Source organism: Janthinobacterium sp. BJB446 (assembly GCF_002735655.1).
GTDB classification, from domain to species: domain Bacteria; phylum Pseudomonadota; class Gammaproteobacteria; order Burkholderiales; family Burkholderiaceae_D; genus Janthinobacterium; species Janthinobacterium lividum.
Genome location: NZ_PDZK01000001.1, coordinates 3171179 through 3186690, shown reverse-complemented (window position 1 = coordinate 3186690; position 15512 = coordinate 3171179). Strand labels below are relative to the sequence as shown.

The following is a 15512-nucleotide window of genomic DNA, read 5'->3' as shown; positions in this document are numbered from 1 at the left end:
CTGTTGTGTTCTTGTGGGCCCGGCCGTCATGGCCGGGCTTGAGTGCTGCTTTGCCTGTGCTGTCAGTTGCCGATGCAGCCGGGGGCCGCGTCGAAGGTGCGCAGTCCGGCGCAAATCAGATCGACGGGCAGGTTCAGGGCCCAGGCGGCCGCCGCGACGGCCAGCACGCTGTCGACATTGCCGGCTGTGGCCGGTTTCAGCAGGTCCAGGCACAGCAAGACCGTTTCGATGCCGCCTTCGGCCAGCACGATGTGGTTGCCGCGCACGAATACGGCGCGCTGGCCGGCGGCCAGTTGCGCCGCGATGGCGGCCAGGCTGCCATCCTGCGCATACAGGGTCACCGTGCCGTCGCACAGCTCGGCCAGTTCCAGCACATGCGCGTTGGCGGCATTGAGCACGGCCACGCCCGTCGGCACCACCACGTCGACCTGGCTGCGCACGGCCTTGTACAGGCCCGCTTCGTCCAGCACGTCGAAATCCTTGACGCTATCGAGGCTGCCCATGTCCGTGACGACGCCGATCTGGCACTTGTCGTAAGCCAGGCCTTCGGCCAGGATCATGCGCGGATTGCTCTCGAACAGGGCCGTCTGCACGGTGCGGTTGAGCAGCAGGCGCTGGCCTGCGTCCCAGTTCACGCAATCGCTGCTGACGACTCTGCGCTGGTCCAGATACATGCCTTCGCTGCAGACGGCGCCCGTGTGCAGGCCCGACAGGTTGAGCAGCTTGCACAGCATGCGCACGATCAGGCTGGCGCCGCGCGTACCCGTCACGCCGATCAGCGGAATGCGGCCCGTTTCCTCGGGCGCGAACAGGTGGTCGACGATGGCCGCGCCGACAGGGCGGGGCTGGCCCACGCCCGGCTTGATGTGCGCCAGCAGGCCAGGGCTGGCATTGACTTCGATGATGGCGCCGCGCTGCTCTTCCAGCGGACGCGTGATGTCGGTGGTGACCAGGTCGATGCCGGCGATATCCAGGCCAACCACGCGTGCGGCCAGCAGGGCCGCATGCACGACGGACGGATGCACGTCGTCCGTGACGTCGATGGCCACGTTGCCGTTCGGCTGGATCAGCACTTTCTGGCCCGCCTGCGGCACGGACAGGGCGGTCATGCCCTGGCGCTGCAGTTCCAGCACGATTTCGCCCGATTCATGCGGCTTGACGGTACCCAGCGGGAAATCCTCGCCTTCGCCGCGGCGCGGATCGGTATTGATCTGCGTGTTGACCAGTTCCAGCACGGTGGAGACGCCGTCGCCGTCAACCCACAGGGATTCGCCCTTGGCGGCCGCGATCAGCTTGTTGCCGACCACGAGCAGACGGTGTTCATCGCCGGTGATGAAGCTTTCCACCAGCACGGCCGAGCTGTCGCCCTTGCGCGCGGCCAGGTCGTAGGCTGCCTTCACGTCCGCTTCCGTCATCAGGTTCAGGGACACGCCGCGGCCATGGTTGCCGTCATAGGGTTTGACGACGACGGGCACGCCGATGTCTTGCGCCTCTTCCCAGGCCGCTTCGGCGCTGCGTACCAGGCTGCCTTCGGGGACGCGCACGCCGCACGATTTGAGCAGGAATTTGGTGAGATCCTTGTCGCTGGCGATGCCTTCGGCGATCGCGCTGGTGCGGTCCGTTTCGGCCGTCCAGATGCGGCGCTGCGCGGCGCCGTGGCCCAGTTGCACCAGGTTGCCGTCGTTCAGGCGCAGCGAAGGGATGCCGCGTTCGGTGGCCGCATCGACGATGCTGGCCGTGCTCGGGCCCAGGCAGCGCGCGTCGACCATGTCGCGCAGGGGCGCCAGGGCCGCTTCCAGGTCGTAGGCTTCATCGTTGATGGCAGCCATCAGCAGTTCGCGCGCGGCGGCCAGGGCGGCGCGGCCCACGTGCTCTTCGCGCGTGCGGAAGGCCATCTTGTAGACGCCGCGCTGGCTGGTCGAGCGCGTCTGGCCGAAGCCCGTGCGCATGCCTGCCAGGTTTTGCAGTTCCAATACGACGTGTTCGAGGATGTGGGCCGACCACGTGCCTTCGCGCAGGCGCTCGAAAAAGCCGCCCCGTTCGCCCACGCCGCAGCGGTGCTCGATCATGCCGGGCAGCCACGCCACCAGGCGCTCGTACAGGCCGGGCAAGGTATTGGATGGGTAGTCTTCCAGTTCGCCGATGTCGACCCAGGCTTCAATCACCGGGCGGTAAGTCCAGATGTTGGGGCCGCGCAAGTGGGTGACGCGGGCAAATTCGATGTTCTTCTTCTTGATCATGTAAGTGGTTTCTTGATAACAAGCCAGGCGTCTGGGCGCCAGATACTTTATGTTGGCTCTACAGAGTCTTTTCAGGCTCGTGCTTGGTTCTTTATCCCGGGTATGCGCAGTGTGCCACTTTTAGCGGCCTCTTGTCGCGTTTGCTTCTCGTATTCTGCTGGTGTTGTCATTCTAATTGTTACTAATTGTTGCCATACTTGTTATAAAGATACCGACTCTGGGCTAAGCTGGAGCATTTGCGCAACAGCGGGCTGTTGTATACTTGCCGCTGGTCGATGGCCGCTCATTTTTTTGCTCCGTTTTGCCATCATTCCTTACCGGCAGGCATCCATTCGATACAATACAGGAAATTGCCACTGGTGCATCTGCCTCGCCATCGCGCAGTACACAAACATTGATCGGGCGTCTGCCCCATCCCCCAAATCCCGCCCTGAAGGGCTTGGCCTCGAGCCGGAGTATGCTTTACGATGACAACTGAACTGAGTGTTCCTGCAACAACTATTCCCCTCACTTCGCTGCCGGAACACTGGCTGGCGGAAGTGGAAAGCAACCTTTCTCCAGGGGAGAACGTTTTAAGTAGCGTTGAGGTTGACCTCGATGCGCGATTACGTTTCACAAAAGGCATAATTGTTGTCACAGAGAAGCGTTTACTGGCCCGTTCCCCGGGCGATACCGTCTGGAAAAGCTGGTCTTTCCGCCCCGGACTGCGCCTGACGCACCATGACCACGCCGGTGTCGGCCACCTGGAACTGTTCGACGACCACGGCCGCCTGGCGTCGTGGCGCTTCACTTTGGGCCAGAACCTGCATGCGATCCGCGTGCTGGAACAGTTCGTCGAGCGCCTCGACAGCCACCTGACGGGCCAGCCCGTGCTGGAAGCGGAGCAGGAAGTGTGCCCCAGCTGCAAGGCGCCCCTGGAACCGGAGCAGGAAGAATGCCCGATCTGCGCCAAGGTACTGCACACGCCGCCATCGACCTGGACCCTGTTCCGCCTGTGGCGTTTCGCCCACCCCTACCGTGGCCAGCTGGCCCTGGGCTTCATGCTGATGCTGCTGAGTACGGCCGCGCACATGATTCCGCCCTACCTGACGGCGCCGCTGATGGACAATGTGCTGATCCCGTATCAGAACGGCAAGCATATCGACCCCTGGCTGGTGGTGTACTACATGAGCGGCTTGCTCGGTTCGGCCCTGCTGGCCTGGCTGCTGGGCTGGGGCAAGACCTATGTGCTGGCCCTGGTATCCGAACGCATGGGCGCCGACTTGCGCTCGGCCACCTATGAACACCTGATGAAGCTGTCGCTGGAATTTTTCGGCGGCAAGCGCACGGGCGACCTGATGGCGCGCATCGGCAGCGGCAGCGACCGCATCTGCGTCTTCCTGTCGCTGCATTTGCTCGATTTCGCGTCCGACGTGCTGATGATCATCATGACAGGCGTGATCCTGTGGTCGATGAATCCGTGGCTGGCCATCATGACCCTGGCGCCGCTGCCGTTCATCGCCTGGATGATCCACCTGGTGCGGGACCGTTTGCGCACGGGCTTTGAAAAGATCGACCGCGTGTGGAGCGAAGTGACCAACGTGCTGGCCGATACCATCCCCGGCATCCGCGTCGTGAAGGCGTTTGCGCAGGAAAAACGCGAAGCGGCCCGCTTCCGCGACGCCAACGCGCACAACCTTGCCGTCAACGACAAGCTGAACAAGGTTTGGTCGCTGTTCTCGCCTACGGTTTCCTTCCTGACGGAGATGGGCTTGCTGGTCATCTGGTGCTTCGGCATCTGGCAATTGTCGCGCGGCGAAATCACCGTCGGCGTGCTGACCGCCTTCATCGCCTACAGCACGCGTTTCTATGGCCGCCTCGATTCCATGAGCCGCATCGTCTCCGTGACGCAGAAATCGGCGTCCGCCGCCAAGCGCATCTTCGACATCCTCGACCACGTGTCGAGCGTGCCGGAACCGGCGCAGCCCGTCAAACTGGACAAAATCGAAGGACGCATCGACTTGCGCGAAGTCGGTTTCCGTTATGGCAACCGCGCCGTCAACCGCGGCATCACCCTGAACATCAAGGCGGGCGAGATGATCGGCCTGGTGGGCCACAGCGGTTCGGGCAAGAGCACGCTGGTCAATCTGATTTGCCGTTTCTATGACGTGTCGGAAGGCGCGATCCTGCTCGATGGCGTCGACATCCGCTCGTTCGCCGTGTCCGACTACCGCCGCAACATCGGCCTGGTGCTGCAGGAGCCGTTCCTGTTCTTCGGCACCATTGCGGAAAATATCGCCTACGGCAAGCCGCATGCGACGCGCCAGGAGATCATCGCCGCCGCGCGCGCCGCGCATGCGCACGAATTCATCCTGCGCTTGCCGCAAGGCTACGATTCGATGGTGGGCGAGCGTGGCCAGGGCTTGTCCGGCGGCGAACGCCAGCGTATCTCGATCGCCCGCGCCCTGCTGATCGACCCGCGCATCCTGATCATGGATGAAGCAACATCGTCGGTCGACTCGGAAACGGAAAAAGAGATCCAGAAGGCGCTGGATAACCTGGTGCAGGGCCGCACGACGATCGCCATCGCGCATAGGCTGTCGACCCTGCACCGGGCCGACCGCCTGGTGGTGCTGGATCGCGGCCAGGTCGTCGAAGTGGGCAGTCACGATGAACTGATGGCGAAAGAGGGCGCCTATTTCCGCCTCTACGAAGCACAGGCGCGCAACAACGAACTCGCCCTGGATGACAAGGAATAAGCATGGCCAGTACAACTTTTACATTAAGCCGCGACACCTTCGGCAAGCTGGTGATGACGGACGCGGACGGCCAGGTCTTTGAGGGCGTGGCGCCCGTGCGCGCCTTCCCCATCCAGTCGCCCGACGAAGGCATTTCGCTGGTGCTGGGCAATGGCAAGGAAGTGGCGTGGATCGACCGCATCGACGCCTTGCCGGAGCCAGCGCGCAGCCTGCTGCAGGAAGAGCTGGAAGGGCGCGAATTCATGCCCGAGATCGCGCGCGTGAAAAGCGTCTCCAGTTTCGCCACGCCGTGCACCTGGCATGTCGATACGGACCGGGGCGAGACGCAATTCGTGCTGAAAGGCGAGGAAGACATCCGCCGCATCGGTGCCACTTCGCTGCTGATCGCCGATAACCACGGCATTCACTTTTTGATCCGTGACATGTTCAATATCGACAAGACGACACGGAAGATACTCGACCGCTTCCTGTAAGCGATTGCCTGTCTTGAAAACCGCTGCCTGCAGCGGTTTTTTTTCGTCTGCAGGGAATGAAAAAAGCCGCATGAATATGCGGCTTTTGGGAGAGTATCGGCAGCCATTTCAGGCCACCGGGGGATTGCGCTACATTACATGAACTTGTAGCCTGCGCCGATGTAGAAGTAACGGCCACGCACGTTATACAACTGGGCAAAGCCCAGGGTGCCGTACTGGTTGCCTGCGCCCATGATGCTAAACGGCGGCATCTTGTCGAACAGGTTCTTGACGCCGGCCGTGAAGGTCAGGTTTTTCATCGCCACGTACTGGCCCGTCAGATCCACTTCGGTGTGCGAAGGAATCGTGCGGGTGCCAGGCTTGATTTCGTCGCGGCGCAAGTCCGAGTCGATCATGTCGCCTGTCGTGCGGATGACCAGGGAGCCGGACATATTGTCCTTTTCCAGACTGGCCGTGAACGTGTTGCGGTACTTCGGATTCATGAACGTCTTGAGCGTGCTTTGCACCGGATCGGTTTCTGTATCCTGCGTTTCCATGCGGGTGTAGATGGTGGACGCATTGCGGATCGTGAATTTGCCGAACATCGTTTGCGGCGAGGTGTAGCGCAGGTCCGTATCGAAACCGCGCACTTCGGTGGTGGCCAGGTTCTGGTTGTTCAGCAGGATGCGGGCGTCGCCATTCTTGATTTCGACGTTGCCGCGCTCGATGGCCTTCAGTTCCGACAGGGTGCCGATTTCGTTCTTCTTGTCGATCTTGAAGTAATCGATGCTGACCGTCAGCGAGTTCACTGGCGAGAACACCATGCCCAGGTTGTAGGTCTTGCCCGTTTCCGGTTTCAAGTCCTTGTTGGAGCCGGAGACCTGGTAGTAGGAGAAGTTGGTACAGTTACCCGAGATCGAAGGGAAGGCATTGCAGACTTCCTTGTCGTTCGTCGTGTAGGCGCCGGCATCGACGCCGCCGAACATCTGTTTCAGCGATGGCGCCAGGTAGCTGCCCGCATACGAGCCGCGGAACATCAGGTTGTTCAGCGGCTGATAGCGCAAAGCCAGTTTAGGGCTGGTCTTGCTGCCGACATTCGAGATGTCGTCATAGCGCACGGCGACCTGTGCTTCGACGTTTTTCAGGAATGGAATCGACAGCTCGCCGAAGATGCCCTTGGAATTGCGGTCCGCCTTGACGGCAGCCTGCTGGATGCTGCCGAAGACCACGCCATCGATCTGGTTCTGGTCGGGCTGGTCGCTCAGCGTTTCCTTGTTGTACGACACGCCGACGGCGTAAGCCATCGCGCCGCCTGCCAGGTCCATGATCGGCGCGGAAGCCTTGGCATTGAAGAAGGTCAGTTCCGACTTGCCGGCGCGCGTAGGCGTCAGGCGGATCTTGTCGACGGCTGCCTGCGCGTTGTCGGTACGGGTCGGGTCGATCGAGCCATTCTTGATCGCTTCGTTGAACAGATCATAGTGCGCGTAGTTCGAATCGCGGTTGGTAGCCTTGCTCACGCCCTTGCCGATGGCTACATCCCAGTCGATGCCGCGCGTCGTGCCTTCCAGGCCCGTCGAGAACTGGGTCATTGTGCCCTTGCGGTTGGTCTTGCGCGGACCCATTTGCATGAAGCGGCCGGCAACAGTCTTGCCGTTGACCTGGAAATTGCCAGGTGCGGCCTGGGATTCGAAGTCATCCTTGCTTTCGGAATACGTAAATTCCGCAAACGCGCGGATGCTGTCGCTGATTTTCAGGCTGCCGATCAGCATGCCGCTGGCGCGGTCGGCGCCATTGGTCGAGGTCAGCAAGGTCTTGTTGACGTCGAAACGGCAGGAGCCGGCGCTCAGATCACCCGGTGGGCATGGCACCAGGGTGCCGCCGCCGGCGATATTGCCGCTAGGATGGAAGCCGCTGCGGCCATCGGGGCCGCCAAAACGGCGGAAGTCGGCCGAACGGGTCAGGTCGCGGTCCTTGCGGTAGATCGGATCGCGCTTGAACACGTCGACCGTGGCCAGCACGTTGAAGCCCTGGGTGTCATAGTCGCCAAAACCGTAAACGAGGTTAGCTGTCTTTTCCTTGGCGTCCGAACGCGAGCTTTGACCGTAGCTGGTTTTCGCTTCCAGGCCCTGGTAGTTCTTTTTGGTGATGAAGTTCATCACGCCGGCCACCGCATCGGCGCCATAAATGGCCGAACCGCCGTCTTTCAGGATTTCAATGCGTTCCAGCGCGCTCAGCGGGATGGCGTTGACGTCGACTGCGGCGCCCGCGCCCGAACCGTCAGCCAGCGCATTGGTCGGCAGGCGGCGGCCGTTCAACAGGATCAGCACGTTGCGCTCGCTCAAGCCGCGCATCTTGATGTTGGTAGTACCGGAGCCGGAAGGCGAGCTGGCGCTCAGTTCGCCCTGGTCATTGATGTCGATGGAGGCCAGGTTGCGTACCAGCTCGGCGACGCTGGTGGCGCCCGTGCGCTCGATATCTTTCTTGCTGTAAATTTCCACTGGCGCGGCGGTTTCCGCGTCCACGCGCTTGATGGCGGAACCGGTGACGACTACGCGTTGCAGTTTTTCCTCGCCAGCCTTGGCATCCTGCGCTTGGGCGGCCTGGTGCATGAAACCTGCGCTCATGACCAAGGTGCCGGCAAACATCATGCGCAAGGATTTGCTTAATTTCTTTTCAATCATTGTCTGTCCTCCAACTAGGAAACTTTAGTTTCCTTAGGGTTTTATTTAGCTATTTGAAATTATTTTCAAAGTTACCATGTTTACAAATTTAGTATTTTAAATTTGCAATTCATCAGACCATTTTTTGATCTTGACTGTCAAGAACTGCCGGGCATTTGTGCATGCGCATGGCACACGCCAGAATGACGAGACATGAATTGAATTTGTGATGAGCAGGAAAGTATTAAATTCCAATTGTTAAATAAATTAAATTTGCCATTAGGGTAAATGATCGTTGAAAGTTCGGTGTTTGCCTGTTGCCTGTCTAGACAGCTGTTGTTTTTTTGTGACGATATTTTCGTCGTATAAGGCAGGGGGCCGGCATTGCCGTGACTGGGGGCGTGGCAAAAAAAAAGCCGCCCGGCGAGGGCGGCTGACGTGGCGCATGGCGGGTGTTACTGGAACGCGACCTCGGCAAAACTGCGCAATTTCCGGCTGTGCAACCGGTCCACGCCCTGGCGGCGCAGCAGTTCCACGGCGCGGATGCCGATGCGCAGATGCTGGTCGACCCGCTCGCGGTAGAAGTGATTGGCCATGCCGGGCAGCTTGATTTCGCCGTGCAGCGGCTTGTCGCTCACGCATAGCAGGGTGCCGTAGGGGACGCGGAAGCGGAAGCCGTTGGCGGCGATCGTCGCGCTTTCCATGTCCAGCGCGATGGCGCGGCTCTGGCTGAAACGGCGCTCCGGCGTGCGCTGCGGCAGCAGTTCCCAGTTGCGGTTGTCCGTGCTGGCCACGGTCCCCGTGCGCATGATGTGTTTCAGATCGTGCCCCGTCAGCTGGGTGATTTCCGCCACGGCCGTTTGCAGCGCCTGCTGGATTTCCGCCAGCGGCGGGATCGGCACCCACAGCGGCAAGTCTTCGTCGAGCACATGGTCTTCGCGCACATACGCATGCGCCAGCACGTAGTCGCCCAGGCTTTGCGTGGTGCGCAAGCCCGCGCAATGACCGAGCATCAGCCAGGCGTGCGGGCGCAGCACGGCGATATGGTCGGTGATGGTCTTGGCATTGGCGGGACCGACACCGATATTGACCATGGTGATGCCGCTGCCGTCCGCGCGCAGCAGGTGGTAGGCGGGCATCTGCGGCAGGCGCGGCGGCGCGGCGCCCAGCGCATCCTCGCTTTCGACCGTCTGGCCGACCCGGCGCGTGACGACGTTGCCCGGTTCGACAAAGGCGATATAGCCATCGTCGTCCGATGGCGCGGCCGCATCGGGTGCACGGTCCATCATGGCGTGGCCCAGGCGGATGAATTCATCGATGTAGAACTGGTAATTGGTAAACAGGACGAAGTTCTGGAAATGCTGCGGCGACGTGCCGCTGTAGTGGCGCAGGCGCTGCAGCGAGTAATCCACGCGCGGCCCCGTGAACAGCGACAGCGGCTGCGCTTCGCCATGCGCCGGTTCGTGCGTGCCGTTGGCGATGCCGTCGTCCATGGCCGACAGGTCGGGCAGGTCGAACAGGTCGCGCATGGCCAGGCGGCGGCCCGCGTCCATATTGCCTTCGATATGGTCATGCTCGGCGAACGAGAAGTGCACGGGAATGGGCTGGGCGCTCACGCCCACTTCCAGGTGCACCTTCTGGCCGCTGTTATGGTTTTTCAGCAGCAGGGTGAACTGGTCGAGGTAATAATCGCCGAACAGGTCGGGGCGCGTCAGGGTGGTTTCAAATACGCCGGGGCCGGCGACAAAACCGTAGGCCAGCGGCGAGTCGGCGCGCGCCACGGTGTCCGTCTGGATGCGCACGAAGGGGTAGCAGGCGCGCACTCTTTCGTGCATGTCTTCGCCGGCGACAAAACGCTGCAGCGCATCGCGCAAGTGTTCGATGCTGCTGCGGTAGATGGCTTGCACTTGTTCCAGCGCCAGGCGTGGATCGTCGAAGCGGGAGGAGGCGATGAAGGGGGGCGTAAGCAAGCGGATTCTCCTTGTGGCGGTTCGTGCATACCATTGTAAGGCAGCGAGGCAACTCTTGTTTGTCCCGTCTTCGCCGATCGGGAGCGCTTGACGGATTCAAATAGAATCTGTATTCTATTTGAATGGTCAGACTAGCCAAATTCAACGAAAACAACTTCATCGACAGCGCGATTGCCGTCGCCGCCCAGTGCGGCGTGGGTGCCGTCTCGATGGCCGCCATCGCCGTCAAGGCCGGTGCGCCCATCGGCTCCGTGTATCACCGCTTCGATTCGCGCAACGCCATCCTGGCGCGCGCCTGGCTGCGCGTGAAGAGCGACTTCCGCGAGGAAGTAGCCAGCCGCTGGCTCGGCGGCGACACCTGGGCCGGCGTGCACGGCTTGCTGGACTGGTGCCGGCGCAAGCCCGTGTATGCGCGCTTCCTGCTGCAATGCGCGGACAGCCCCGATTTCAGCAGTGGCCTCAGCGAGGAGTTGCTGGCCGCCGTCGAAGAAGAGCAGGCCGCGCTCGACGCCTGCTTTGTCCGCTGCGCCGAAGCCATGCCCGCCACCACGGAACTGGACCTCGATCACATGCTGCTCAAATTTGTCCTGATCGACGCGCCCGTGGCCGTCGTCAAGCCTTACCTGACCCAGGAGCGGCCGATACCTGCCAGCGTCGACGCCATGCTGCGCGCCTCGCACGATGCCGTGCGCGGCTGGGCCGCCCACACCACACACTAACCAAGAAGAAAACCATGCGCTATTCCACCCAGCTTGAACACGGCAAGAAAATCCCCCTGCACGACGAAGAAGGTTTCATCGGCATGCGCGCGGCCGGCCGCATCGCCGCCGACACGCTCGACTACATCGCGCCTTTCGTCAAGCCTGGCGTGTCGACGGCCAAACTCGACGCCCTGTGCGAAGAGTTCATGCGCGCCGCCGGCGCCATCCCCGGCACCATCGACTACCACGGCTACAAGCACGCCAGCTGCATCTCCGTCAATCACGTGGTCACGCACGGCATCCCGTCCGAAACGAAGATACTCAAAGTGGGCGACATCCTCAACATCGACGTGACGCCGAAGTTCAACGGCTGGTTTGGCGACACCAGCCGCACCTTCAAGGTGGGCGCCGTCTCCATCCTGGCCAACCGCCTCGTCAACACGGCGTATGAAGCCATGATGGCCGGCATCCACACCGTGCGTCCCGGGGCTACCTTGGGCGACGTGGGCGCCGCCATTGAAGCGGTGGCCAAGGCGCAGGGATTTTCTTCCGTGCGCGATTTCTGCGGCCATGGCGTGGGCCAGGTCTTCCACGACACGCCGCAAGTGCTGCATTATGGCCGCGCCGGCACGGGCATCGTGCTGGAGCCGGGCATGATCTTTACCATTGAACCGATGCTCAACGTGGGCAGCTACCAGGTCAAGGTCTTGCCGGACAAATGGACGACGGTGACGAAAGACCGTTCGCTGTCGGCGCAGTTCGAACACTCGCTGGCCGTGACGGAAACGGGTTTCGAGATTTTCACCCTGACCGGCTCGACCGCGCCGCTGGTGTAAGCATGGATGACGCGCGCCGGCAGCAGCTCACCGATATCGTCGCCGCGAAAGCCGGCGTGGATGTCGCTTGCGCGGCGCGCCACCTGGCGCTGCATGATGGTGACGTGGCGGCCGCCCTGCGCGGCATCGACGTGGAACGCTACACGCTGACGCAGCGTCTGTTGAACAAGTACCGGCGCGATCCGGACGACGCGCTGCAGCACGTGGCGCTGGCCGTGCTGCAGCACGAAGGCATCCGCAGCGACAGCGTGCTGCGTGCCGAACGTATCGCGGCCCTGGCGCCGGAAGTGGCATGCGTTCTCACGCTGGCCGAGTGGCTGGCTTATGTGGACTGGGAAGGCTTCGACAGCGCCCTGTACGCGAATATCGACGCGGTGGCGGCGATCATCGCCGGTGCATTGGGCCTGCCCGAGGTGGCCGCCAACCTGCTGCAAACGCGCGATGCAGCCGTGTTTGAAACGCAGCGCCCCGCGCTGGCTGCCGCGGCCCTGCTGTTTATCGAGCGCCACACTACGCAGTTTCCCTGACGGCTGGCGCTTTGCCGCCGGGCGGCGCGCATCTTACAATGGCGGCAAGCACTGTTGCCCCATTTTGAAGATTTCCGCATGAGCGATTTTCCCGAAGATATCTATACCGAGCCGTCCGCCGACGTGCACACCCTGAACAACCTGGGCCCATTGACCGGCATGGCCGGCATCTGGACAGGCACGCGCGGCCTGGACGTCAAGCCGAAGGCCGATGGCCCGCGCAAGCAGGCTTTCGTCGAGCGCATCGAACTGCAACCGATCGACCCCGTCACCAACGGCCCGCAACTGTTCTACGGCTTGCGCTACTACATCCACATCACCAAGCCGGACCAGGTCAAAACGTATCATGAACAGGTCGGCTACTGGCTGTGGGAGCCGGCCACGGGCGCCGTGATCCAGACCCTGGCCATCCCGCGCGGCCAGATCGCCATGGCGTCCGGCACGACGACGGCGGACGCCACCAGTTTCGAACTGGTGGCCAAGCGCGATTCGACGGCGTACGGCATCTGCTCGAACCCTTTCCTCGAACATGCGTTCACCACCGTCGAATACCGCATCAAGGTCGATATCCACGCCGATGGCACCTGGGGCTACGACGAAGACACGGTCATGCTGATCCGTGGCAAAGATGAACCGTTCCACCATACGGACCGCAACCTGCTGACCAAAGTCGGCGAGCCGACGCCGAACCCGATGGCCCTGCAGGCGCTGGCGGCGGTGTAAAAATCAAAAAGCGGCGACTTTTTCCGCCGCTCTGCTGGAGCGCCTGAAAAATGTTCAGGGCTAGGCGCGTTGCCGCAGGCAGTACGAACGTACGGCCAGGCAACGCAACAACGCCATGGGCTTTTTCTCAGGTGCTCCTTAAGGCTGTCCCTGGGCCACGGCCTTGATCGCGCGCTCCTCGCCCATGGCGGCGGCGATCTTCCAGCGCTGCATGGCGCTGGCGCGGTCGGGGCGTTTCAAGCCCGCGCCTTCCCAGTCCATCAGCCCCAGGTTGTAGATGTCGCCCGCGCTGCCCTTGTCGGCGGCCAGGGTGAACCATTTGCGCGCTTCCTTGTGGTTGACGCGGATCTGGTAGCCGCGCACATGGTACAGCCCCAATAAGTGCATGGCTTGCGCATTGCCCTTGTTCGCGGCCTGTTTCAGCAGGTCGAGTCCGCGCGCCATGTTGCGCGGTTCCTGCCAGCCTTCGGCCAGCATCACGCCTTTCGCCGTCAGCGCATAGCTGTCGTTCTTCACGAGGCCCTTGCCGATCAGGGGCTTGGCGGCCAGCTGGCGCGCTTCGCGCTGCTGCGCCGTGGGCGCCGTGACGGGGCCGGGCTTGCCTTCGCCCATCAGCAGCATCCAGCCATACAGGCCATACGCGCCGGCGTCGCCCTTGCCGACCAGGCTTTCCAGCATGGCCAGCGCCTGCGCCTTGTCGCCATTTTCGTACAGCTTGACGGCTTTGGCGCTACTGGCGTCCGGCGGCACGGCGGCCGGCGCATGGGGCGCGACAGGCACGGACGCCATGGCCGCCTGCGGCGGCGCAGAAACCGGGCGCACGCGCACGGGCAAGCCATAGCTGGCGGCCAGCACGGCCAGGCTGGCGGGAACGAGGATCAGCACTTGCGCCAGTTGGTTGCGGCGGCCCTTGCCGGCGATGCCCATGGCGCGTTCGGCTTGCTGCTCGCCGCCCAGCGCCTCGCTGAGCACGGCCTTCACCTTGCGGTTGAACAGCCAGTAGCCGGCGCCAGTGACGAGTAAACCTGCGACGGCGGCCGCACCGCGACCGGCGAAGAACCAGGTGGCGATGGCGGCGGCCAGGGCGGCCAGCGCGCTTTTCCACCAGAATTGCTTGGCCAGCCGCGTGTAGACCTGGCGCAGGGCGCCGAGCACGCAGGTGCGCACATTCTGCGCATAGTCGGCGGAGACGACATCGACGTGCGCGTGGTCCGCGTCGCCGCTGAGGACCGATTCGATCACGTCCGCATTCAGTTCCGAGGCGGCCACGTCGCGCAGCGGCGTCAATAAACCCTGCACGTGGGCCGAGAACAGGCCGTCGTCGGCGCTGCCGGCCAGCGCATCGCTGAGCGCCTTGAGGTCGCCGCGCAGCAGCTTTTCCACGATGTCGTCCAGGGTCAGCCAGCGCAAGTCCGTGCCGTACGCCACCAGGTGGTGCTTTTCTGCGTTGCAAGATGCGTCCAGGCGCACGATGCGCAGCTTGGCCGCATACAGGGCGTCGACTTCCTGCGGCTGGTCTTCATTGTAAATGCTCACTTTTGCCAGGGCCAGGCTGCTGGCGATGGCGGCCAGTGAGTGCACGCTTTCCTTGTCTCGGATGCGGCGCGCGTCGTCGGGCGCCTGCTTGGGCAGGCTGACGCTGTAGCCGGGCGCCACGTGCACGTCGACCCAGGCCGCCTTGCCCACCTTGCCGGAGCCGTCGCAGGGGTTGCAGCGCAGGTCGCCCACGCCGCTGCAGGTGCGGCAGGTGACGCTGCCGCTGGCGCGGCAGGTGCCGCAATTGATGTTGCCGGACCCATGGCAGGTGCTGCAACTGACCTTGCCGTAGCTGCAATGGTAGCAAGAGCGGTATTCGGTGCGGTACTGGGGCCGCGTTTCGCTGTGGTAGCTGGTGTGCGAGCTGCCGTTGCTGTAGGTGGTAGTGGGCACTTGCACCGTGATGTAGTCGGTGACCTGCTCGGACACCGTGCCGCTGCCGCTGCAATACGAGCACGATACCTTGCCGCTGCCGTAGCAGCCATAGGCGTCGCAGCTGACGGTGCGCCCGCCGTGGCAGCTCCAGCAGGTTTCCGTCGTCGCGCCGTGGCAGGTGTGGCAGCTGATGCGGCCTTTGCCGATGCAGTTGCTGCAAGTGTCCAGGTGCCAGTACTTGACGGCATGCGGCAGGTAGACGCCCGCTTCGACGCCGTTGTAGGCCTGGCTCGCCTGACGCAAGGCATTGTCGAGCTTGCCCGCCGCGCGGCGCAGCCGTTCCTTTTCCTGCGCGTGAGCGAGTGCTCCCACCTCGTGCGAGCCACAGTGGCAGTCATTGCCCGCTGGCGCGAAATAGCCATTGATGACGCGCTGCTCGAAGCGCGCTTCCAGTGCGTAATTGGCTTGCAGGGAAAAATCCTGCAGCACGTCTTCTTCGCCCAGCGGCGTGATGTCGTGCGGCTCGAAACGCGTCTTGTCCTGCACCAGGCTGCGCAGCTTGCCCAGGACGGTGGGTATCTCTTCCTTGTCGAGCTTGATGGGCGCTGGCGCCGTTACGGCCGTTGCTGATGCCTGGGGCATGTCCTCGCTGCCTTGGGTATCGGTGGCCGTGTCGGTGCTGGGGTTCATGCGCGTCCTTTTGCTCTCTGGAAAGATGTTTGAATTTTAGCATCCCCATATGACAAAGCCGACA

At 62.6% G+C, this 15512-nt stretch carries 10 protein-coding genes; 6 read left to right on the top strand and 4 right to left on the bottom strand.

From position 1 onward, the window contains the following. Positions 1 to 62 precede the first annotated feature (62 nt). The gene (locus CSQ92_RS14080) at positions 63 to 2240 is read right to left on the bottom strand and encodes a cyanophycin synthetase (RefSeq protein ID WP_099394391.1); all 2178 of its coding nucleotides are present in this window, start codon (positions 2238 to 2240) and stop codon (positions 63 to 65) included. A gap of 467 nt (positions 2241 to 2707) precedes the next feature. On the opposite strand from CSQ92_RS14080, the gene CSQ92_RS14075 reads away from it, so the two are divergent. Continuing rightward, the gene (locus CSQ92_RS14075; RefSeq protein ID WP_081345909.1) at positions 2708 to 4978 is read left to right on the top strand and encodes a cyanophycin metabolism-associated ABC transporter; all 2271 of its coding nucleotides are present in this window, start codon (positions 2708 to 2710) and stop codon (positions 4976 to 4978) included. Positions 4979 to 4980: 2 nt separating this feature from the next. Continuing rightward, on the top strand, positions 4981 to 5451 hold the full coding sequence (locus CSQ92_RS14070; RefSeq protein ID WP_070260331.1) for a cyanophycin metabolism-associated DUF1854 family protein: 471 nt from the start codon (positions 4981 to 4983) through the stop codon (positions 5449 to 5451). A gap of 134 nt (positions 5452 to 5585) precedes the next feature. Here CSQ92_RS14070 and CSQ92_RS14065 read toward each other — a convergent pair whose 3' ends face one another. After that, the gene (locus tag CSQ92_RS14065; protein ID WP_099394390.1) at positions 5586 to 8111 is read right to left on the bottom strand and encodes a TonB-dependent receptor; all 2526 of its coding nucleotides are present in this window, start codon (positions 8109 to 8111) and stop codon (positions 5586 to 5588) included. 434 nt (positions 8112 to 8545) lie between these two features. After that, positions 8546 to 10060 (bottom strand): AMP nucleosidase, encoded by a 1515-nt coding sequence (locus CSQ92_RS14060; protein ID WP_034750639.1) that lies wholly within the window; start codon positions 10058 to 10060, stop codon positions 8546 to 8548. Between the two features lie 122 nt (positions 10061 to 10182). On the opposite strand from CSQ92_RS14060, the gene CSQ92_RS14055 reads away from it, so the two are divergent. From CSQ92_RS14055 to CSQ92_RS14040, 4 genes are all read left to right on the top strand, one after another. Beyond that, the gene (locus CSQ92_RS14055) at positions 10183 to 10779 is read left to right on the top strand and encodes a TetR/AcrR family transcriptional regulator (protein WP_034783384.1); all 597 of its coding nucleotides are present in this window, start codon (positions 10183 to 10185) and stop codon (positions 10777 to 10779) included. A gap of 14 nt (positions 10780 to 10793) precedes the next feature. Next, on the top strand, positions 10794 to 11597 hold the full coding sequence (gene map / locus CSQ92_RS14050; RefSeq protein WP_052140206.1) for a type I methionyl aminopeptidase: 804 nt from the start codon (positions 10794 to 10796) through the stop codon (positions 11595 to 11597). A 2-nt stretch (positions 11598 to 11599) separates the two neighbouring features. After that, positions 11600 to 12124: a hypothetical protein gene (locus CSQ92_RS14045; protein WP_099394389.1), complete on the top strand. Its 525-nt coding sequence runs from the start codon at positions 11600 to 11602 to the stop codon at positions 12122 to 12124. 78 nt (positions 12125 to 12202) lie between these two features. Continuing rightward, the gene (locus tag CSQ92_RS14040) at positions 12203 to 12847 is read left to right on the top strand and encodes an FABP family protein (RefSeq protein ID WP_070260323.1); all 645 of its coding nucleotides are present in this window, start codon (positions 12203 to 12205) and stop codon (positions 12845 to 12847) included. A gap of 138 nt (positions 12848 to 12985) precedes the next feature. Here CSQ92_RS14040 and CSQ92_RS14035 read toward each other — a convergent pair whose 3' ends face one another. Next, entirely contained in the window at positions 12986 to 15448 is a 2463-nt protein-coding gene (locus CSQ92_RS14035; RefSeq protein WP_099394388.1) for a tetratricopeptide repeat protein, read from the bottom strand. Positions 15449 to 15512: the final 64 nt, after the last annotated feature.